This is a genomic window from Vibrio sp. Vb0598 (genome assembly GCF_033338935.1).
GTDB lineage: Bacteria > Pseudomonadota > Gammaproteobacteria > Enterobacterales > Vibrionaceae > Vibrio > Vibrio alginolyticus.
In genome coordinates this window covers 16,289-35,430 of sequence record NZ_JAWOTP010000016.1, presented here as the reverse complement: position 1 = coordinate 35,430, position 19,142 = coordinate 16,289, and the positions used below count along the sequence as shown (strand labels likewise).

Sequence of the window (19,142 nt, the reverse complement as noted above, 5' to 3'; positions counted from 1 at the left end):
AATGCGTTTGAATACTCTAGCACCGGCTGCTGGCGCGAAAACTTCTGCGAAGCGAGTAGGTCGTGGTATCGGTTCAGGCCTAGGTAAAACTGGTGGCCGTGGTCACAAAGGTCAAAAATCACGTTCTGGCGGCAGTGTTCGTCCAGGTTTCGAAGGCGGTCAGATGCCTCTGAAACAACGTCTACCAAAATTCGGTTTCACTTCTCGTAAGAGCCTAGTGTCTGCTGAAGTTCGTCTAGCTGAGCTAGCGAAAGTTTCTGGTGACGTAGTTGATCTAAACAGTCTTAAAGCTGCTAACATCATCACTAAGAACATCGAATTTGTAAAAGTTGTTCTTTCTGGTGAAATCAACAAAGCAGTGACTGTTAAAGGTCTACGTGTGACTAAAGGCGCTAAAGCTGCAATCGAAGCTGCAGGCGGTAAAATCGAGGAATAATCTCGAGGAACGAGGTACAGATGGCTAAGAAACCAGGACAAGATTTTCGTAGTGCTCAGAGCGGCTTAAGTGAACTAAAGTCGCGCTTGTTATTCGTAATTGGTGCACTTTTAGTATTCCGAGCCGGCTCTTTTGTGCCGATTCCTGGTATTGACGCTGCTGTACTTGCCGATTTGTTCGAACAGCAAAAAGGTACCATCGTTGAAATGTTTAACATGTTCTCCGGTGGTGCTCTTGAGCGTGCATCTATATTAGCATTGGGCATCATGCCGTATATTTCGGCATCTATTGTTGTCCAATTGCTAACTGTAGTTCATCCAGCGTTAGCTGAACTCAAAAAAGAGGGTGAAGCAGGCCGTCGTAAGATAAGCCAATACACACGCTACGGCACGCTTGTACTTGCAACCTTCCAAGCTATAGGTATTGCAACTGGCCTACCAAACATGGTCGACAATCTGGTTGTTATCAACCAAACCATGTTTACGCTAATTGCTACCGTAAGTTTAGTAACCGGTACCATGTTCTTGATGTGGTTAGGTGAACAAATTACAGAGCGCGGAATTGGTAACGGTATTTCGATACTGATTTTTGCAGGTATTGTTGCTGGATTGCCTTCTGCAATCGGTCAAACAATCGAGCAAGCGCGTCAAGGTGAATTGCATGTACTTCTTCTGTTGCTAATCGCGGTATTAGCTTTTGCAGTAATTTACTTCGTTGTTTTCATGGAACGTGGTCAACGCCGAATCGTCGTTAACTATGCGAAACGTCAACAGGGTCGTAAAGTGTTTGCTGCGCAAAGCTCGCACTTGCCTCTTAAAATTAACATGGCAGGTGTAATTCCAGCGATTTTTGCATCAAGTATTATCTTGTTCCCAGGAACATTGGCTCAGTGGTTTGGTCAAAACGGTGAGAGCAGCGCGTTCGGTTGGTTAACTGACGTGTCTTTGGCTCTTAGCCCTGGTCAACCGTTGTATGTAATGCTTTATGCAGCAGCAATTATCTTCTTCTGTTTCTTCTACACGGCGTTGGTTTTCAACCCGCGTGAAACAGCAGATAACTTGAAGAAGTCTGGTGCATTCGTACCCGGTATCCGCCCAGGTGAGCAGACAGCGAAATACATTGATAAAGTAATGACACGTTTAACCCTTGCTGGTGCACTGTACATTACCTTTATCTGTCTGATTCCCGAGTTCATGATGGTCGCGTGGAACGTACGTTTCTACTTCGGCGGTACATCGCTACTAATCGTAGTTGTTGTAATTATGGACTTTATGGCACAGGTACAGACTCATCTGATGTCTCAACAGTATGATTCTGTGTTGAAGAAAGCGAATCTGAAAGGCTACGGCCGTTAATCCGGCGGTAGACTCAGTTTCATTTACGGAGTTTAGCAATGAAAGTTCGTGCTTCCGTTAAAAAAATCTGCCGTAACTGTAAAGTAATCAAGCGTAACGGTGTCGTTCGCGTGATTTGCAGTGAGCCAAAGCACAAACAGCGCCAAGGCTAATTAGCAGAAATTTTTACTTGAAAATGAAGGTTGGGTCGAGTATATTCCTCGGCCTACCTTTTGCGTGCAAAAGAAGTAGTATTCCGCAGCGTATCCATAACGGGCTTTGCTGCGGCTAATTCTTTTATAGAAACACTTAGGAGTGAATAATGGCCCGTATAGCAGGCATTAACATTCCTGATCAGAAACATGCAGTAATCGCTCTAACAGCGATCTACGGCATCGGTAAAACTCGCTCTCAAGCTATCCTAGCTGAAGTGGGTATTGCTGAAAATGTTAAGATCAGTGAACTAACTGAAGAGCAGATCGATCAACTGCGTGATGGTGTAGCTAAGTACACTGTAGAAGGTGATCTACGTCGTGAAGTATCTATGAACATCAAGCGTCTTATGGACCTTGGCTGTTACCGTGGTCTTCGTCATCGTCGCAGTCTACCACTACGTGGACAGCGTACTAAAACCAACGCTCGCACCCGTAAGGGTCCGCGTAAGCCGATCAAGAAATAATCGGGAAGGTAGAGTACAATGGCTAAACAACCAACTCGCGCTCGTAAGCGCGTACGCAAGCAAGTTGCAGATGGCGTTGCGCACATCCATGCTTCTTTCAATAACACAATCGTAACCATTACTGACCGTCAAGGTAACGCTCTTGCATGGGCTACTGCAGGTGGTTCTGGTTTCCGTGGTTCTCGTAAGTCTACTCCGTTCGCTGCACAGGTTGCTGCTGAGCGTTGTGCTGAAATGGCTAAAGAATACGGCCTAAAGAACTTGGAAGTTATGGTTAAGGGTCCTGGTCCAGGTCGCGAATCTACTGTTCGTGCACTAAACGCCGCTGGTTTCCGCATCACAAACATCGTTGATGCTACACCAATCCCTCATAACGGTTGTCGTCCACCTAAGAAACGTCGCGTATAACGTTTCTAGGACAATTGGAGAAGAATCATGGCAAGATATTTGGGTCCTAAGCTGAAGCTTAGCCGTCGTGAAGGCACTGACTTATTCCTTAAGTCTGGTGTTCGCGCGATCGATACCAAGTGTAAAATTGATAACGCACCAGGTGTACACGGCGCTCGTCGCGGTCGTCTATCTGAGTATGGCGTTCAGCTTCGTGAGAAGCAAAAAGTACGTCGTATGTACGGCGTTCTAGAAAAACAATTCCGTAACTACTACAAAGAAGCTGCTCGCCTAAAAGGCAACACTGGTGAAAACCTACTTCAGCTTCTTGAAGGTCGTCTTGATAACGTAGTTTACCGCATGGGCTTTGGCGCAACTCGCGCAGAAGCACGTCAGCTAGTTAGCCACAAAGCTATCCTAGTAAACGGTAAAGTTGTAAACGTTCCTTCTTTCAAAGTAGCGGCTAATGACGTTGTTTCTATTCGCGAGAAAGCTAAACAGCAAGCTCGTATCAAAGCAGCTCTAGAAGTTGCTGAACAACGTGAAAAACCAACTTGGATTGAAGTAGATGGTGGCAAGATGGAAGGTACATTCAAGCGTATGCCTGAGCGTTCTGATCTATCAGCTGACATCAACGAACAATTGATCGTCGAGCTTTACTCTAAGTAAGGTTTAAACTAAAGAGAGGACACAATGCAGGGTTCTGTAACAGAATTTCTTAAGCCACGTCTAGTTGACATCGAACAAATCAGCTCGACTCACGCAAAAGTAACTCTTGAGCCATTAGAGCGTGGCTTTGGTCATACTCTGGGTAATGCACTTCGCCGCATCCTTCTATCTTCTATGCCAGGTTGTGCTGTAACAGAAGTAGAAATTGAAGGCGTACTTCATGAGTACAGCACGAAAGAAGGCGTTCAAGAAGATATTCTTGAAATTCTTCTAAACCTTAAAGGTTTGGCTGTGCGCGTTGCCGAAGGCAAAGATGAAGTGTTCATTACTTTGAACAAATCAGGCTCGGGCCCTGTGGTTGCAGGTGACATCACCCATGATGGTGATGTAGAGATCGCTAACCCTGAACACGTAATTTGTCACCTAACGGATGACAACGCTGAGATCGCAATGCGTATCAAAGTTGAACGTGGTCGTGGTTATGTTCCAGCTTCTGCGCGTATCCATAACGAAGAAGACGAGCGTCCTATCGGTCGCCTACTAGTAGATGCTACTTACAGCCCAGTAGACAAAATTGCCTACGCTGTAGAAGCAGCTCGTGTAGAACAGCGTACTGATCTAGACAAGCTTGTTATCGATATGGAAACAAACGGTACTCTAGAACCTGAGGAAGCAATCCGTCGTGCAGCTACAATCCTAGCTGAACAATTGGATGCATTCGTAGATCTTCGTGATGTACGAGTTCCTGAGGAGAAGGAAGAGAAGCCAGAATTCGATCCGATCCTACTGCGTCCTGTAGACGATCTTGAACTAACAGTTCGCTCTGCTAACTGTCTGAAAGCAGAAGCGATTCACTACATCGGTGATCTAGTACAACGTACTGAGGTTGAGCTACTTAAAACGCCTAACCTTGGTAAAAAATCTCTTACTGAGATTAAAGACGTACTTGCGTCACGTGGTCTGTCTCTGGGAATGCGCCTAGAAAACTGGCCACCTGCATCAATCGCTGAAGATTAATCGATACTAGTTAGAAGGATTAGGTCATGCGCCATCGTAAGAGTGGTCGTCAACTCAACCGCAACAGCTCACATCGCAAAGCGATGTTCAGCAACATGGCTAGCTCTCTAGTACGTCATGAAGTTATCAAGACTACTTTGCCAAAAGCAAAAGAGCTACGTCGCGTAGTTGAGCCTTTGATTACACTAGCTAAGACTGACAGTGTTGCTAACCGTCGTCTAGCATTTGCACGTACTCGTGACAACGAAGTAGTTGCAAAACTATTTAACGAACTAGGTCCACGTTTTGCTGCTCGTCAGGGCGGTTACACTCGTATCCTAAAAGCTGGCTTCCGTGCTGGTGATAAAGCTCCAATGGCTTACATTGAGCTTGTAGATCGCCCAGCTGCTGAAGAAGCTGCTGAGTAATCAGTTCGTAAGAACGAGAAAGCCGAGCATTAGCTCGGCTTTTTTGTATCTGTAATTCAGTAAACCTTTATATCCAGCCTGCATTTATTTCAACCCATGAAGACTGGCAATTTAAAAAGTGATTATCACTTACGCTTATTTACTAGTATTCCACAACCCGCCCAACGAACTTAGAAGCCCTTCGCTAGCGCCTTGCTTGTTCAAGTAATCCAAGATTACTGGAGCAAACTGACTGATCATAGATGGGTCTAAACCTAACGTATCGAATGCACTTTTTACTGCACTGATATTCTCAATATTTCCTAGTAAGCTTTGTGCCCCTTGCAAGTTTGAAAGTCCAGGAATCAAAGACTGTAATTCACTACTATTTTCTTGCGAAAGCTGGCTTTGAGCCAAAGCGAGTAGCGCACCACTGCCTCCGGCTGCTTGCTCAGTGGATACTGGTAATTGGCTAGTTAGCATGTCTGTTAATGGAGATGACTCGGTGTTCAAGCTGCTGCCGACCATGTCCATCAGACCACTTTCTTTACTTTTTTGAGTGACTGAATCTAAGAATGCGTGCGCACTACCAATGTTGATTGATAGGAGTGCTAGAGTTAGGAGTGTTTTACGCATAGTACCTCCAAAGGTTGAGCGTTTTTTAAAAGTGATTTTATTTTTAAAGGCTATCAGAGTGAAAGGTTCAGAGGTGAGAAAGTCTATTCAGTTTAGACAAAAAAACGGCGCTAGTGCGCCGTTTTATTTAATCATAATTGAAAATGGTTTCAATTAGATAATATCTAATAGTTCTACTTCGAAAACTAAAGCTGCAAATGGAGGGATAGCCGCACCAGCGCCACGCTCACCGTACGCAAGATCTTGTGGTACGTATAGCTTCCACTTAGAGCCAACAGGCATTAGTTGTAGTGCCTCTACCCAACCTTTGATCACACCTGTAACAGGGAATTCAGCAGGTTGACCGCGAGATACAGAGCTATCGAATACAGTACCGTCAGTTAGCTCACCGTGGTAGTGAACGCGAACTGAGCTTTCTGCTGTAGGAACTGCACCAGTACCTTCAGAAATGATTTCGTACTGAAGACCAGAGTCTAGAACGTTAACTTCAGGTCGTAGAGCGTTGTCTTTTAGGAACGCTTCGCCTTCTGCTGCCGCAATTTTTGCTGCTTCTTGGCGAGCTGTTTCTGCACGAGTGTGAAGTTCTTGTAGTGCTTTGTTGATTTCATCAATTTCGATTGATGGCATGTCACCAGTTAGTGCTGTTGCAATACCTGCTGCGATAGCATCAACGCTAAGACCTTCAAGACCAGAGCCTGCAAGTTGCTGACCCATTTGCAGACCAATGCCGTAGCTTGCTTTTTGTTCTGCAGTTTCAAATTTAATTTCAGACATGAATGTCGCTCTTATTAGGAGTGATAAAGGTAACAGGATATCAGTTTCGAGCTTAGGTTTAAATGATTGCGACTGAATGCTTAATTGAGGCGACCAGGTTGTGACTTATCTCTTACTCCAAGTGAAATTTCTGCTAATTTAATCCCAATTCCATTTTAGTTTGGTGAAAAACATATACTCTCCGCGTCGGTATTTTTATACTGGCCGTAGAAGTATTAAGGGACTCATTACAATGAATCGTCGCAGAAAGAAAAAGCAGCAAGTCGACTATGTCGAATTGGTTAAACAAAAATTCGCTGCTATCGACTGGAAGCAGCCGTTCAACAAAGAGCAATGGTTGGAGCGTATACAGCCTGTTAAGCAGTTTTGGTTGCGTCTGCCTAAATTTCACCAGCGTGCTTTGATGGTCTTAGTGCCATTGATTCTGGTACTCCTTGTTATTCCTTTGCCTAATAAAACAGATCAACCAGTTGAGCAGACTGAGGTCGATCATCAACGCGTAGCGATTGAGCTGAACGCGCAGAGTTTAAGCCAGCAGAGAACCTCTCAGAACTCTGGACCGAAATCTGAAGACTGGAAAGAGTACACGGTTAAAAATGGTGATACATTAGCGCAGGTTTTCAGAAGTAATCAGCTCTCTATGGCGGATCTTAGCGCTCTGGTCAAAATAGAAGGCAGTGATAAGCCGCTAAGCCAAATAAAGCAGGGACAATTGATTCGCTTTAAGCTTAGTGACGAAGGTGAGTTAGATATGCTACAGCTGGAAAAAAGCGGGCGGTCCGTTATGTTTTTCCGTTTATCGGATGGGACCTTTGGACGTAACAAGTAAACGCTTCAAATGAAAAGACGCGAAGATATCGCGTCTTTTTAGTTAGTTTTTCATAGCGATTAGTTTTCATAGTAACCAATCGAGTTGAAGCTTATAGCGCTACGGATTCTTTCCGCATATCCACATGAGGGATACCATCTTCAAGATAGCACTCTGAGATAACCTTGAATCCATGACTAGCATAAAACTGGATGAGGTGTTCTTGAGCACCTATATCTATTGTCTGTCCTGGCCATAATGTTTCGCATTGTGCCAAGGCCTTGTCCAATAATTTATGACCTAAGCCACCGCCTCGCGCGGTCTGCTTTGTCACCACTCGACCAATACTCACATTGTCATACGTAGTGCCTGCGGGCAGTATTCTTGCGCAAGCAACCAGTTCATCACCGTGATAGCCTATTAGATGATAAACGCCTTCCAGCGTGTCCTTACCATCAAGTTCAGGGTAAGGGCAGGTTTGTTCAACAACGAATACATCCACACGCAATTTCATCATTTCATACAGCTGCGTGGTTGTTAGCTGAGCAAAGGGCAAAGTAATCCAAGTGAGCATGTTGTTATCCGTAATGAGAATAGAGTGACTGACTTTACTTTGTTTTGAGCTCATACTCATTAACAAAGGTTAATTAGCACTGGTTTTCCCACCAAATCTGGTGATAATGTGCCCTCTTTCCATCTCACCTGAGGATATCCCCGTGAGCAAACAAACATTCGATCAAGTTGGGCTTAACCCAGCGTTACTCGCCACACTTGATTCCCTGAACTATACCCACATGACGCCAATTCAAGCTTTGAGCTTGCCTGCAATCCTAAAACATCGTGATGTCATCGGGCAGGGTAAAACGGGCTCAGGTAAAACCGCTGCATTTGGTTTAGGGGTTTTATCGAACCTCAACGTCAAACGCTTTCGTGTCCAGTCATTAGTATTGTGTCCAACACGTGAGCTTGCAGATCAAGTAGCGAAGGAAATTCGTACTTTAGGTCGCGGCATTCATAATATTAAAGTGCTTACTCTCTGCGGTGGGATGCCTATGGGGCCACAAATTGGTTCGTTAGAGCATGGTGCGCATATCCTAGTTGGTACTCCTGGTCGTATTTTGGATCACCTTGAAAAAGGCCGAATTGATCTTAGCGAACTGAATACCTTGGTGCTAGATGAAGCTGATCGCATGTTGGACATGGGTTTCCAAGACGCATTAGATGCAATCATCGATGCAGCGCCAAAGCAGCGTCAAACTCTACTTTTCAGTGCTACTTTTCCAGAAAAAATTGAGCAAATTGCGCAGCGTATAATGCAGACACCGGAAGTGATTAAGGTGGAATCGACGCATGATACTTCAAGCATTGCGCAGTACTTCTATAAAGTTGAAGGCTCGGAAGCGCGTGATGAAGCATTGGCGAATTTGCTGCTGACTCACCAACCAGAGTCCGCGGTTGTTTTTTGTAATACCAAAAAAGAAGTGCAAAGTGTCGCAGATGAGTTGCATCACAAAGGATTCAGCGTTATCGATATCCATGGGGACTTAGAGCAGCGTGAACGCGACCAAGCATTGGTGCAGTTTGCTAACAAGAGTGTGTCTATCCTTGTTGCAACAGACGTTGCGGCGCGTGGTTTGGACGTTGATAATCTTGATGCTGTCTTTAACTTTGAGCTATCGCGCGATCCTGAGGTTCATGTGCACCGTATTGGTCGTACAGGTCGTGCGGGTAGTAAAGGTTTAGCGTTCAGCTTTTTTGGTGAGAAAGACGGTTTACGTGTAGCTCGTATTGAAGAATACCTAGAGATGGACGTGGTACCAGCAACATTGCCTGCCAAATCAAATCAGCAGCCATACCAAGCGAAGATGGTGACGATTAACATTGATGGCGGTAAGAAACAGAAAGTACGACCGGGTGATATTTTAGGTTGTTTGACAGGAAAAAATGGTATTTCAGGCTCTCAAGTCGGAAAGATTCACCTGTTCCCTGTGCGCGCTTATGTTGCCGTCGAAAAATCTGTGGCTAAAAAGGCTCTACAAACCATTAGTAACGGCAAGATGAAAGGGCGCCAGTTCCGGGCGCGAATTCTTAAATAGCTCAAATAGCAGAGAAAAAGCTCTTCGTTTGAAGAGCTTTTTTCTTTTTTGAGTTTATTTGAGAGTGTGATCTTTGGTTAAGCGTGCTTTGATTCGACTCAAACTGATTGGCGTAATGCCCAGGTAGGCCGCAATTTGACTATCGGTAATACGTTGCTTTAAATCTGGGTAATGAGCGCAAAATAATTGATATCGTTCCTCTGGAGAGTAGAGCAACATAAAGCGTTCTTTATTCTCTTTATTAACCAGTTGGTTTTCGAGTAGCTTTAAGTAAATGGCGTGCTTTTCTGCTCGCCAGTGATGCAACGTTTCAATTGGCAAGCAAAATAGCTGACAAGCGCTCAGCGTTTCCAATAAGTAAGGCGAAGGTTGGTCCTTTATTATGCTCTCAAACCCGATAACCCAGTCCTTCTCCCAATAAAATTCTTTACTGAATTCTTTGCCGTGCTCCGTGAGATAGCTTGCGTGGCATAACCCCCCAATGATGAAGTAAAGGTGTGAGCTCAACTCTCCTTGGTGATTAAGAATGTGGCGTGTAGGCAGTTCGAGCAACTCACCATTTTCAATAAGTTGGTTTGCTTCTGTCTCTAAAAAGCCATGATTGACTAAGTCTAAAAAAAGATCGCTGTGCATGTGATAACTCGGAAACGGTTTTCTTTATTTTAACGGGTTTTATTGATAACAAAAAAGCGGCTCATGAGAGCCGCTTAGTGTTGCTGTCAAATCAACCTTATTTATTCAGATCGATTTGATAAATTGCGAAACCAATGTCGTCTGTTGACACGCGTTTCATTGGGTATTGTCCTTTCTCTTTGATGAACTGCGCCGCTTTATCGCTAGGGGAGGTTTCGAAACGAATATCTAGCTTGTTATCGGACTTAATCGGTGCGAAAGACCAGTTGTTGTCAGCGCTTGGTGTCACTTCTCCTTTTTCTTCACTCACGCGAGAAATATAAGTGGCGACGACAGAGCGGTTTTCATCTGGTGCGTCAAACGCAATGAAATCTGGGCCTGTACCAGGGAAAGTATTGCTATAAGCACGGTAGTTATTGGTTGCGATGATGAAATCTTGCTTCGGATTGACAGGCTTACCATTGAACGTCAGGTTCACAATACGCTGAGAATCTGGATTAATCACTTTACAATCCGCATCGTACTTCGGCGGTTGGGTAACGTCGATTTGGTAGTTAACCCCATCAATAACATCGAAGTTGTAAGTACGGAAATTATCCCAATCAATCAAAGATTGCGGTTTAGGATTGTTGATGTCGATGTGGTTGAATTGACCCGCACTGCACTCTAGCCATTCGCGAACTTCTTTACCTTTCACTTTCATCGCAACCAAGGTGTTTGGATATAAGTAAAGATCGGCCGCATTACGGAAGGTGAGCTGACCGGATTCTACTTCTGTAAAGTTATTCGGATCGTTCTTACGACCGCCGACTTTAAATGGTGCTGCCGCACTCAGTACTGGAATGTCAGAAAGGTCTGGGTCGCCTTGAATAAAGCGTTCTACGTAGTCTTTCTGAGCAAGGTTAACGATTTGAATGGTGGGGTCGTCCTGCACTAATGCCAAGAAGCTGTACATGACATCATTTGCTTTGCCGATTGGTTGGTTTACAAATTCACGAGTGCCTTTGTGATCTTCTTCTAACGCTTTCACAATATCTGCATCGGCTTTAGCTAATGACTTCTTATTTACTTTATCGAAGATAGGGCGTGCTTCTGCTTGGCCTTCGACGACTTGCCATCTGCCGTCTTTCTCTTTCAGCATCAAATCCATCACACCTACGTGACTTCCCCAGCGGCCCGGCATCACGGACGTTACACCATTGATGGTCCCTTTATTTATATCAACACCAGGTAGGTTTGCGAAGTCTTTCCCTGGGAAGACGGCGTGAGAGTGACCAAAAGCAATCGCATCAATACCTTCAACTTCTGTGAGGTAGTAAACAGAGTTTTCAGCGCCTAGTTTGTATGGATCAGTAGAAATGCCCGAGTGTGGAATCGCCACAATCACGTCTGCGCCTTCTTTCTTCATTTGAGGAATCAGTTTCTCTGCTGTTTCCTTAATGTCTTTAGCAAAGACTTTGCCTTCTAAGTTCTTCTTATCCCAAACCATAATTTGTGGTGGTACAAAGCCGATGTAACCCACTTTTATTTGATGCGCTTCGCCGTTTGTGTCTTTAAATGTGTGAGTTTTGATGAGGTAAGGCTTGAAGTAATGCTCACCGGTTTGTTTATCAAATACGTTTGCATTGATGTAAGGGAAGTTTGCACCCTTCAACGTCGTTTGTAGGAAATCTAAGCCATAGTTGAACTCATGATTGCCAATGTTGCCCACATCGTAGTCTAGCTGGTTCATCGCTTTGTAGACTGGGTGCACGTCGCCAGGATTAATCCCCTTTGCCGCCATGTAATCGCCCATTGGGCTGCCCTGAATTAAATCACCGTTATCTACTAGTACCGTGTTTTCTGTCTCGGACTTAGCTTGTTTCACTATTGTCGCTGCGCGACTTAAACCGATTTGCTGTAATGGTTGGTCTTTGTAGTAATCGTAATCCATCACGTTGGTGTGAATGTCGGTGGTTTCGATAATACGAAGCTTGATGGTATCGGCCATTGTTGGGCCAGCAAGCGTTAGCATGCCACTTAATACTGCGAGGGAAATAGGATGAACTGCCACTTTCATTTGGTGCTCCAATTCAATGATAAGGGGAAATCGTACTGCGTAATGTATCAAACACAGATGCAACTCGATGATAAAGATACAGAAAACTGTGAACATTAATCAGTTTACTGAACCTTATTCATATTAACCGCCGACTTTTTCACGCTTTTGAATGAGACCAAACAAAAACTTCTTAGCAGATTTTTGAATAAAAAATGAAATTTTAGAATTTCAGGTAATATAAACGCCCCGCCATAATGCTTGCATAACGATATCAATGGACGATGAGCAAGCACATGGCAACGAACGATTCAGTCACTTCTTTTCCTAAACCAAAGCCCCGGTTAGTTTCTGACAACCCAGTCGCTGGTGTTACTCGTTTTGCAAAGCAATCGCTACAGCCTGGTGAAGTCGCCTTAGTAGGTGCAGGACCAGGCGATCCTGAACTTCTGACGGTGAAAGCACTGAACTGCTTGCAGCAAGCTGATGTGGTTTTGTACGACTACTTGGTGTCTGAAGAAATCATGGCATTGATTCCAAGCGATACGATTTTGGTGTGCGTTGGGAAGCGAGCTGGGCATCACAGTGTGCCGCAGGAGAAGACGAATCAGCTTTTGGTGGATTTTGCCAAGCAGGGCTACAAAGTAGTGCGCATTAAAGGTGGGGATCCGTTTGTATTCGGTCGTGGTGGTGAAGAGTTAGAAGTGCTTGCTGATGCCGGCGTTCGTTTTCAAGTTGTCCCTGGCATTACCGCAGCAGCTGGCGCAACCGCTTATGCTGGTATTCCACTGACTCATCGTGATTATGCGCAATCGGCCATCTTTGTGACTGGCCACTTGAAAGAAGAAAGTGATGAGATGGATTGGTCCACGTTGGCGCGTGGGAATCAGACTTTAGTGATCTACATGGGGCTGATGAAATCACACTATATTCAGAATCAACTCATTAAGCATGGTCGTTCAGCGTCGACTCCGATTGCCATTATTGAGCGTGGCACGCAGATTCAACAAAAAGTATTTACGGGAGAACTCTCCCAACTCTCTGATTTATCGAAGGAAGCACAGTCGCCATCTTTGATTGTTGTCGGAGAGGTAGTGCGACTGTCTCAAAAGTTAGACTGGTTTTTGTCTAGTACTGAATTCAACAAAAGTGCTATTGCCAACTCCATATAATTTCAGACCAAAGATTAGAGACGTAATGCGCCTTCAAGCTTAAAAAGGAAATACAAAACATGGACCAACAACGTTTAACTCACCTTAAACAACTCGAAGCGGAGAGTATCCACATCATCCGTGAAGTTGCGGCTGAGTTTGATAACCCAGTCATGATGTATTCGATTGGTAAAGACTCATCAGTGATGCTGCACCTTGCGCGTAAAGCTTTTTACCCAGGTAAGATTCCATTTCCATTGCTGCATGTTGACACCGATTGGAAGTTCCGCGAGATGATTGAATTTCGTGATCGCACCGCGGCCAAATACGGTTTTGAGCTTTTGGTACATAAGAATCCAGAAGGTCTAGCCATGGGCTGTAGCCCGTTTGTTCATGGTTCTTCTAAGCACACTGACATCATGAAGACTCAAGGCTTAAAACAAGCGCTGAACAAGTACGGTTTTGATGCTGCCTTTGGTGGTGCGCGCCGCGACGAAGAGAAATCACGGGCGAAAGAGCGCGTGTATTCATTCCGCGATAAGAACCATACATGGGACCCTAAAAACCAACGTCCTGAGCTATGGAAGACGTACAACGGTCAGGTTAATAAGGGTGAGAGCATTCGTGTATTCCCACTGTCTAACTGGACTGAGCTTGATATCTGGCAATACATCTATTTAGAAAACATCGAGATCGTGCCGCTTTACCTCGCGGACAAACGCCCAGTTGTTGAACGCGATGGCATGCTGATCATGGTGGATGATGATCGTATGGAGCTTCAACCGGGTGAAGTGATTGAAGAGAAGAGCGTGCGCTTCCGTACCCTTGGTTGTTATCCATTGACCGGGGCCATCGAGTCTGAAGCAAACACTTTAACTGGCATTATCGAAGAGATGCTGGTGGCAACGTCGAGTGAGCGCCAAGGCCGAGCGATCGACCACGATCAGTCAGGATCGATGGAGCTTAAGAAACGTCAAGGTTACTTCTAAAGGATCTAAGGAAAGATAATGAACAGTGCAGTTGAAGCTCAATTAGCCGAGCTTGGTATCGAAGGCTATTTAACACAACACCAGTACAAGTCGTTACTTAGATTCTTGACTTGTGGCTCGGTGGATGACGGTAAAAGTACATTAATCGGTCGCTTACTCCATGACTCAAAACAAATTTATGAAGATCAGCTAGCGGCAGTGCACTCAGACAGCCAACGTGTGGGTACCACGGGTGAAAAGCCTGACCTTGCGTTGTTGGTCGATGGCTTACAAGCTGAGCGTGAGCAGGGGATCACGATTGATGTGGCTTACCGCTATTTCTCGACGCAGAAACGTAAATTCATCATTGCAGATACTCCTGGACACGAGCAGTACACACGTAACATGGCTACAGGTGCATCGACATGTGACTTAGCTGTGATTCTGGTTGATGCACGTAAGGGCATTCTCGATCAAACTCGTCGTCACTCTTTCATTTCCAACCTGTTGGGCTTGAAGCACTTTGTTGTGGCGATCAACAAGATGGACTTAGTGGATTACTCGCAAGAGCGCTTTGAAGAGATCCGCGACGAGTATTTGAAGTTCTCTGAGAATCTGACAGGGGATATTGATATTCAAATCATCCCGATCTCAGCGCTTGAAGGGGACAATGTGGTGGATAAAGGCCAAAACCTGACTTGGTTTAAAGGCCCATCATTGCTTGAGCTTCTTGAAACGGTCGATGTGGATCAAGAAAAAGGCGCGGGTGAATTCCGCTTCCCTGTGCAATACGTTAATCGTCCTAACCTCGATTTCCGTGGTTTTGCGGGGACCATTTCTTCTGGTTCGATCAAAGTCGGTGATGCCATTAAAGCATTGCCATCGGGTAAAACGTCAACTGTGGCACGTATTGTGACATTTGATGGTGATATCGAAGAAGCTCGTGCCGGATTAGCTGTCACTCTGACGCTAAGCGATGAGATCGATATTAGCCGTGGCGATTTGATTGTTCTAGATAATGCTCAAGTGGAAACAACAAACCATTTGCTTGCCGATGTGGTATGGATGACAGAGCAACCCCTGCAACCGGGTCGTGACTATGACATCAAAATCGCAGGTAAGAAAACCGTAGGTCATGTTGAAGCGATTCGTCATCAATATGACATTAATAATCTCTCGACTCATAGCTCGGCAGAGCTGCCATTGAATGGTATTGGTTTGTGTGAATGGTCTCTTAATGAGTCAGTCGCGCTGGACAATTATCAAGACTGTGCAGATACCGGTGGCTTTATCATTATCGATCGTCTGACAAACGTGACGGTTGGTGCTGGCATGGTTAAAGAGAGCCTCGCCGTGGTTGAGCGCGATTTGACGGGCATCTCTGCGTTTGAAGTTGAGCTTAATGCGCTTGTCCGTAAACACTTCCCACACTGGGAAGCAAAAGACGTCAGCCAGTTTCTGAAAAAGTAACTGGCTCACCCAAGTACGATAATTTCAGGCACTGTTTGCTGTTGTACTTGGGGTGTCGCTACCTAACTGAATTGCGAAATGTCGTTAGGTATTCTCCTAATACCAGAATGCTTCGGTGGAGCCCAAGAAACCGAGCATTCTGATGTTCTTTTCGCTTGCGCTGATTTTTGTCTGTTTGCTCGTTTGTCGGTGATTCATGGATAAATGAGTCGTTGTTGTGCCCTTTAGGGCTATTTGGTAAGGAAAGGCTATGTGGGAACAAGGGTTTGTGTTAGCGATTTTGCTTGGCATTATCACTTGCTTGCTTGTCACGAAAATTAAGCCTAGTTATGTCTTTGCGGGTGCCGCTTTTATTGCATTCATGGCTGGGATGATGGATTCAGCCACTATCGCATCCAATTTTACCAACTCTTCATTGTTAACCCTGGTTCTATTGATTCTTGCATCCTGTGCTCTAGAAAAAACACTGCTGATCAGTTGGGTGAGCCGAAGTATCTCTGAGGGCCAGTTAGGCAGCGTGATTGCTAAGCTCGGCGTATCGACAGCCTTGCTCTCTTCATTTACGAATAATACCGCTGTGGTTGTTTCATTGATTGGGGCGATTAAGCGTAATCAGCAGCATGCACCTTCGAAATTACTTATCCCCTTGTCTTACGCCGCCATTTTTGGTGGCACATTAACTTTGATTGGTACGTCGACTAACTTAATCATCAACAGCTTTGTCGAAGACGCAGGCTTACCGAGCCTGAGCTTTTTTACACCTACGATGATAGGTTTGGCTGTGCTGGTGGGAGGGATGTTGATTCTTATCCCGCTCAGCTACTTGCTACCGAATTATGATGATCAAAACCAAGAAGATTTACCTTACTTTCTTGAGTCTCGCGTTGAGCCAGGCTCACCGCTAGTTGGGCGTACGATCAGCGAGAATAATTTACGTGCGCTGCGCAAACTGTTTCTTGCAGAAGTGGTGCGCGATGGTGTTACTGTTTCTTCTGTGGGACCGGATTTTGTGCTCAATGCAAAAGACCGCCTGTTATTTTGTGGCGATGTTGAGAGCGTCGCGACCCTGCAAGAAATTCCGGGCCTCAAGTTGTTTGGTCAGCAGCACTTAAATGGGCAAAACTTTATCGAAGTTGTGGTGAGCTCGTCGGCGACGTTTTGCTACAAAACCCTCAAAGAGAGCCGATTCCGCGACCGATTCGATGCCGTTGTTGTGGCGATTCGCCGAGGCCACGAACGCCTAGAAGGTGGCTTGGGTAGCATTACCTTAGCGCCAGGAGACACGTTAGTTCTGGTTCCAGGAAAGCGTTTTGAGTCTGAACGCCGAGCTCATCGTAAAGAGTTTGTTTTAGTGCATGACTTGGACTCTAGCGCTCGGCTTGATACGAATAAGTCTTCCATTGTATTACTGGGCTTTGCAGCCGTAATTGGATGCGCTCTATTAGAGTTAGTACCGATTATTAAAGGTCTAGCTGCGTACCTTATCGCGCTTATTGCGTTTGGTATTGTACAGATTTCAGAACTGCGCCGCCGTTTTCCGATCGATATCGTCGTGATTGTCGGTTCCGCTTTGTCTATTGCTCAACTGATGATCTCTTCTGGATTGTCAGAAAGAATGGGAGTGATGTTTATTGAAGCGTTTAATGGCTGGGGAGTATTTGGTGCCTTGGTGGCGACTTATATCATGACATTGGTACTCACTGAATTGGTGACAAACAATGCCGCGGCTGCGCTTTCTTTTCCTATCGGCTATAGCATGGCGGTGGGTTATGGCGTGGATCCGATGCCATTCATCATGGCGGTTTTGTTCGGCGCGAGTGCGAGCTTTATCTCTCCCTACGGTTACCAAACTAACCTGCTGGTGTACAGCGTAGGAAATTACAAATTGACCGACTACGTGAGAATTGGAGTGCCAATTTCGATTGTGTACTCTGTATTAGTACTTACTTTGATCCCGGTCTTTTTCCCGTTTTAATTCCGATATTTACAAGGATACGTTATGACTGCCGAAACGACGGTAAAAGATGAAAACATTGTTTGGCACCAGCATTCGGTTGATAAACAGTTTCGTGCTGAATTAAAGAAGCAAAAACCTGCCGTATTGTGGTTCACTGGTTTATCTGGAGCGGGTAAATCAACCGTAGCAGGGGCGTTGGAAAATCGCCTTGCAGCATTGGGTTACCACACCTATTTATTGGATGGTGACAATGTACGGCATGGTTTGTGTAGCGATTTAGGTTTTTCTGAACAGGACCGTCGCGAGAACATTCGTCGCATTGGTGAACTGGCGAAGTTGATGGCAGATGCGGGTTTAATTGTTCTGTCGGCGTTTATTTCACCGCATCGTGCAGAGCGGAAGTTAGTGCGCGATTTATTGCCAGAAGGCGAGTTTATCGAAGTGTATGTCAATGCATCTCTAGAGGTTTGCGAAGGTCGAGATCCTAAGGGTTTATACCGTAAAGCCCGTGCGGGAGAGATTCCTAATTTCACTGGTATTGATTCGGAATATCAAGCGCCAGAGAACCCTGAAATCGATTTGCCCGCGGGAGAAAAGAGTGTCGATGAGCTGGTGGATTTGTGCTTAATCGCTCTTAAACAACGCGGTGTGATCCGATAAAAAAGCATTTAGATCATAGGTGACCTAAAGCTCTTTGAGCAGCTGGAGAAGTATTTGGATCATAGGTGATCAAATGCTTCTCAAGCTGGCTAGACGGTATGATGAACCGTACTTTTAGCTTCACTATGGACACTAAACCTATGATTTAACAGTGCAAGCATCTGATCGTAGTATTCGGCATGTGGTTTGTTTCCGAGTAAGGTACAGAGCTCATTACCTGTCGGTGTGAAGCGGTAATATAAAAGGCGGACACCTTTACTGTTTACGTTCAGTGACAAGTTTTTACCTTGGTAGGTGAGGACCAACGGTGTCTCGATACTAATTTCGCCAGATTCAAGTTCGGCACTGTGCAGCAGCCCTAATTCAATTAAGAGCAACAAGCTTGAATACGGCAGTTGAAAACTTCCCATATTTAGGCTGTTAGCGACGTCTCGCTTGCCGAAGCTAAATATGCCTCCTTGGGCTTTGTAACCAATCAGCAGTTTTCTGCTGTGATCCCCTCCAAAACTGCACGCTAAAGAGGCGGCTCTCTGCAGAGTTTGTGCTTCCTTTGGTGACATATCCTTGAGGGTTTTCAACGCTTTCATGGACGTTGAACCCGGATTGGTCACTTCACGCTTCATCACTTGAGCCCATAGCTTTTGCATCGCGCTGTTATGGATGTCTTGAGCCATCTCAAAAAATCGATGCAACCAATCTTGGTCTGGCTCTCCCGCTGTCTCATCTCGGCATGAACTGTGCGCTAATTTTAAAATCTGTTCTAAGTTTTTTTGTCGCTGTTCTTGGCGTCTTTGCTCTCGCAATTGGGCTCTTTCAAACGCAGATTTGGCTGGCGGTTCGGTTTGCAGTAAGGCGTCAAGACCGTGTATTTGGGCTATGGTTTTTACCTTACTAGCACTGTCTTTTATGTAGCCTTGTTTCTTTTCTTGTTGCGTATTTTTTTTTGTGTCTGACTGATGTTCGATGACAACAGGTTGCTTTGTCGGGTCTGCCATTCGTTTTCCTACCAAGAACTGCGCGGTTCGCACGTTTAAATTTACACC

The 19,142-nt window shown here is 45.2% G+C and carries 21 protein-coding genes; 15 read left to right on the top strand and 6 right to left on the bottom strand.

Annotation, left to right across the window (positions count from 1 at the left end):
- Position 1 precedes the first annotated feature (1 nt).
- From rplO to rplQ, 8 genes are all read left to right on the top strand, one after another.
- Positions 2 to 436 (top strand): 50S ribosomal protein L15, encoded by a 435-nt coding sequence (rplO, locus tag R7Q38_RS16070; protein ID WP_005383155.1) that lies wholly within the window; start codon positions 2 to 4, stop codon positions 434 to 436.
- 20 nt (positions 437 to 456) lie between these two features.
- Complete coding sequence (gene secY, locus R7Q38_RS16065; protein ID WP_005379562.1) at positions 457 to 1,791, top strand: preprotein translocase subunit SecY; 1,335 nt, start codon at positions 457 to 459, stop codon at positions 1,789 to 1,791.
- Positions 1,792 to 1,829: 38 nt separating this feature from the next.
- The gene (rpmJ, locus tag R7Q38_RS16060) at positions 1,830 to 1,943 is read left to right on the top strand and encodes a 50S ribosomal protein L36 (protein ID WP_000868186.1); all 114 of its coding nucleotides are present in this window, start codon (positions 1,830 to 1,832) and stop codon (positions 1,941 to 1,943) included.
- Positions 1,944 to 2,092: 149 nt separating this feature from the next.
- A complete protein-coding gene (gene rpsM / locus R7Q38_RS16055) occupies positions 2,093 to 2,449 on the top strand; it encodes a 30S ribosomal protein S13 (RefSeq protein ID WP_005383154.1) in 357 nt (118 codons plus the stop codon).
- Positions 2,450 to 2,467: 18 nt separating this feature from the next.
- Entirely contained in the window at positions 2,468 to 2,857 is a 390-nt protein-coding gene (rpsK, locus tag R7Q38_RS16050; protein ID WP_001118870.1) for a 30S ribosomal protein S11, read from the top strand.
- 27 nt (positions 2,858 to 2,884) lie between these two features.
- On the top strand, positions 2,885 to 3,505 hold the full coding sequence (gene rpsD / locus R7Q38_RS16045; RefSeq protein ID WP_005383146.1) for a 30S ribosomal protein S4: 621 nt from the start codon (positions 2,885 to 2,887) through the stop codon (positions 3,503 to 3,505).
- A gap of 24 nt (positions 3,506 to 3,529) precedes the next feature.
- Positions 3,530 to 4,522 (top strand): DNA-directed RNA polymerase subunit alpha, encoded by a 993-nt coding sequence (locus R7Q38_RS16040; RefSeq protein WP_005383143.1) that lies wholly within the window; start codon positions 3,530 to 3,532, stop codon positions 4,520 to 4,522.
- 26 nt (positions 4,523 to 4,548) lie between these two features.
- Positions 4,549 to 4,929 (top strand): 50S ribosomal protein L17, encoded by a 381-nt coding sequence (rplQ, locus tag R7Q38_RS16035; protein ID WP_005383141.1) that lies wholly within the window; start codon positions 4,549 to 4,551, stop codon positions 4,927 to 4,929.
- A gap of 135 nt (positions 4,930 to 5,064) precedes the next feature.
- On the opposite strand, the gene R7Q38_RS16030 is transcribed toward rplQ, so the two are convergent.
- On the bottom strand, positions 5,065 to 5,544 hold the full coding sequence (locus tag R7Q38_RS16030; protein WP_017820297.1) for a DUF2780 domain-containing protein: 480 nt from the start codon (positions 5,542 to 5,544) through the stop codon (positions 5,065 to 5,067).
- A 153-nt stretch (positions 5,545 to 5,697) separates the two neighbouring features.
- On the bottom strand, positions 5,698 to 6,318 hold the full coding sequence (locus R7Q38_RS16025) for an FKBP-type peptidyl-prolyl cis-trans isomerase (protein WP_005383137.1): 621 nt from the start codon (positions 6,316 to 6,318) through the stop codon (positions 5,698 to 5,700).
- A gap of 232 nt (positions 6,319 to 6,550) precedes the next feature.
- On the opposite strand from R7Q38_RS16025, the gene R7Q38_RS16020 reads away from it, so the two are divergent.
- Positions 6,551 to 7,147 carry a LysM-like peptidoglycan-binding domain-containing protein gene (locus R7Q38_RS16020; protein ID WP_017820296.1) on the top strand — a complete coding sequence of 199 codons (597 nt, stop codon included), beginning with the start codon at positions 6,551 to 6,553 and terminating at the stop codon, positions 7,145 to 7,147.
- Between the two features lie 91 nt (positions 7,148 to 7,238).
- Here the strand turns inward: R7Q38_RS16020 and R7Q38_RS16015 are convergent, their stop codons facing one another.
- Positions 7,239 to 7,700, bottom strand: coding sequence for a GNAT family N-acetyltransferase (locus R7Q38_RS16015; RefSeq protein ID WP_132936775.1), 462 nt, complete (start codon positions 7,698 to 7,700; stop codon positions 7,239 to 7,241).
- Positions 7,701 to 7,842: 142 nt separating this feature from the next.
- Between R7Q38_RS16015 and dbpA the strand changes: the two genes are divergently transcribed.
- On the top strand, positions 7,843 to 9,222 hold the full coding sequence (dbpA, locus tag R7Q38_RS16010; RefSeq protein WP_213869160.1) for an ATP-dependent RNA helicase DbpA: 1,380 nt from the start codon (positions 7,843 to 7,845) through the stop codon (positions 9,220 to 9,222).
- A gap of 54 nt (positions 9,223 to 9,276) precedes the next feature.
- Here the strand turns inward: dbpA and R7Q38_RS16005 are convergent, their stop codons facing one another.
- The gene (locus R7Q38_RS16005) at positions 9,277 to 9,855 is read right to left on the bottom strand and encodes a Crp/Fnr family transcriptional regulator (protein WP_239938857.1); all 579 of its coding nucleotides are present in this window, start codon (positions 9,853 to 9,855) and stop codon (positions 9,277 to 9,279) included.
- A gap of 97 nt (positions 9,856 to 9,952) precedes the next feature.
- Positions 9,953 to 11,914, bottom strand: a complete 1,962-nt coding sequence (gene cpdB, locus R7Q38_RS16000; protein ID WP_165935352.1) for a 2',3'-cyclic-nucleotide 2'-phosphodiesterase — start codon at positions 11,912 to 11,914, stop codon at positions 9,953 to 9,955.
- Between the two features lie 275 nt (positions 11,915 to 12,189).
- Between cpdB and cobA the strand changes: the two genes are divergently transcribed.
- The 5 genes from cobA to cysC all read left to right on the top strand — a co-directional run bounded on the left by cobA (position 12,190) and on the right by cysC (position 18,099).
- The gene (gene cobA, locus R7Q38_RS15995; RefSeq protein WP_031780800.1) at positions 12,190 to 13,065 is read left to right on the top strand and encodes a uroporphyrinogen-III C-methyltransferase; all 876 of its coding nucleotides are present in this window, start codon (positions 12,190 to 12,192) and stop codon (positions 13,063 to 13,065) included.
- A gap of 59 nt (positions 13,066 to 13,124) precedes the next feature.
- Complete coding sequence (gene cysD, locus R7Q38_RS15990) at positions 13,125 to 14,033, top strand: sulfate adenylyltransferase subunit CysD (RefSeq protein ID WP_005379592.1); 909 nt, start codon at positions 13,125 to 13,127, stop codon at positions 14,031 to 14,033.
- 18 nt (positions 14,034 to 14,051) lie between these two features.
- Positions 14,052 to 15,482 (top strand): sulfate adenylyltransferase subunit CysN, encoded by a 1,431-nt coding sequence (gene cysN / locus R7Q38_RS15985; protein ID WP_017820290.1) that lies wholly within the window; start codon positions 14,052 to 14,054, stop codon positions 15,480 to 15,482.
- A gap of 250 nt (positions 15,483 to 15,732) precedes the next feature.
- Positions 15,733 to 17,457 carry an SLC13 family permease gene (locus R7Q38_RS15980; RefSeq protein WP_005379596.1) on the top strand — a complete coding sequence of 575 codons (1,725 nt, stop codon included), beginning with the start codon at positions 15,733 to 15,735 and terminating at the stop codon, positions 17,455 to 17,457.
- A 24-nt stretch (positions 17,458 to 17,481) separates the two neighbouring features.
- Positions 17,482 to 18,099, top strand: coding sequence for an adenylyl-sulfate kinase (gene cysC / locus R7Q38_RS15975; protein WP_054576630.1), 618 nt, complete (start codon positions 17,482 to 17,484; stop codon positions 18,097 to 18,099).
- Between the two features lie 89 nt (positions 18,100 to 18,188).
- Here cysC and R7Q38_RS15970 read toward each other — a convergent pair whose 3' ends face one another.
- Entirely contained in the window at positions 18,189 to 19,094 is a 906-nt protein-coding gene (locus tag R7Q38_RS15970) for a TIGR03899 family protein (RefSeq protein WP_005379599.1), read from the bottom strand.
- Positions 19,095 to 19,142: the final 48 nt, after the last annotated feature.

Coding starts and splice junctions, on each gene's coding strand:
- rplO (WP_005383155.1), top strand. CDS start 2: ATGCGTTTGAATACTCTAGCACCGGCTGCTGGCGCGAAAACTTCTGCG.
- secY (WP_005379562.1), top strand. CDS start 457: ATGGCTAAGAAACCAGGACAAGATTTTCGTAGTGCTCAGAGCGGCTTA.
- rpmJ (WP_000868186.1), top strand. CDS start 1,830: ATGAAAGTTCGTGCTTCCGTTAAAAAAATCTGCCGTAACTGTAAAGTA.
- rpsM (WP_005383154.1), top strand. CDS start 2,093: ATGGCCCGTATAGCAGGCATTAACATTCCTGATCAGAAACATGCAGTA.
- rpsK (WP_001118870.1), top strand. CDS start 2,468: ATGGCTAAACAACCAACTCGCGCTCGTAAGCGCGTACGCAAGCAAGTT.
- rpsD (WP_005383146.1), top strand. CDS start 2,885: ATGGCAAGATATTTGGGTCCTAAGCTGAAGCTTAGCCGTCGTGAAGGC.
- R7Q38_RS16040 (WP_005383143.1), top strand. CDS start 3,530: ATGCAGGGTTCTGTAACAGAATTTCTTAAGCCACGTCTAGTTGACATC.
- rplQ (WP_005383141.1), top strand. CDS start 4,549: ATGCGCCATCGTAAGAGTGGTCGTCAACTCAACCGCAACAGCTCACAT.
- R7Q38_RS16030 (WP_017820297.1), bottom strand. CDS start 5,544: ATGCGTAAAACACTCCTAACTCTAGCACTCCTATCAATCAACATTGGT.
- R7Q38_RS16025 (WP_005383137.1), bottom strand. CDS start 6,318: ATGTCTGAAATTAAATTTGAAACTGCAGAACAAAAAGCAAGCTACGGC.
- R7Q38_RS16020 (WP_017820296.1), top strand. CDS start 6,551: ATGAATCGTCGCAGAAAGAAAAAGCAGCAAGTCGACTATGTCGAATTG.
- R7Q38_RS16015 (WP_132936775.1), bottom strand. CDS start 7,700: ATGCTCACTTGGATTACTTTGCCCTTTGCTCAGCTAACAACCACGCAG.
- R7Q38_RS16005 (WP_239938857.1), bottom strand. CDS start 9,855: ATGCACAGCGATCTTTTTTTAGACTTAGTCAATCATGGCTTTTTAGAG.
- cpdB (WP_165935352.1), bottom strand. CDS start 11,914: ATGAAAGTGGCAGTTCATCCTATTTCCCTCGCAGTATTAAGTGGCATG.
- cobA (WP_031780800.1), top strand. CDS start 12,190: ATGGCAACGAACGATTCAGTCACTTCTTTTCCTAAACCAAAGCCCCGG.
- cysD (WP_005379592.1), top strand. CDS start 13,125: ATGGACCAACAACGTTTAACTCACCTTAAACAACTCGAAGCGGAGAGT.
- cysN (WP_017820290.1), top strand. CDS start 14,052: ATGAACAGTGCAGTTGAAGCTCAATTAGCCGAGCTTGGTATCGAAGGC.
- R7Q38_RS15980 (WP_005379596.1), top strand. CDS start 15,733: ATGTGGGAACAAGGGTTTGTGTTAGCGATTTTGCTTGGCATTATCACT.
- cysC (WP_054576630.1), top strand. CDS start 17,482: ATGACTGCCGAAACGACGGTAAAAGATGAAAACATTGTTTGGCACCAG.
- R7Q38_RS15970 (WP_005379599.1), bottom strand. CDS start 19,094: ATGGCAGACCCGACAAAGCAACCTGTTGTCATCGAACATCAGTCAGAC.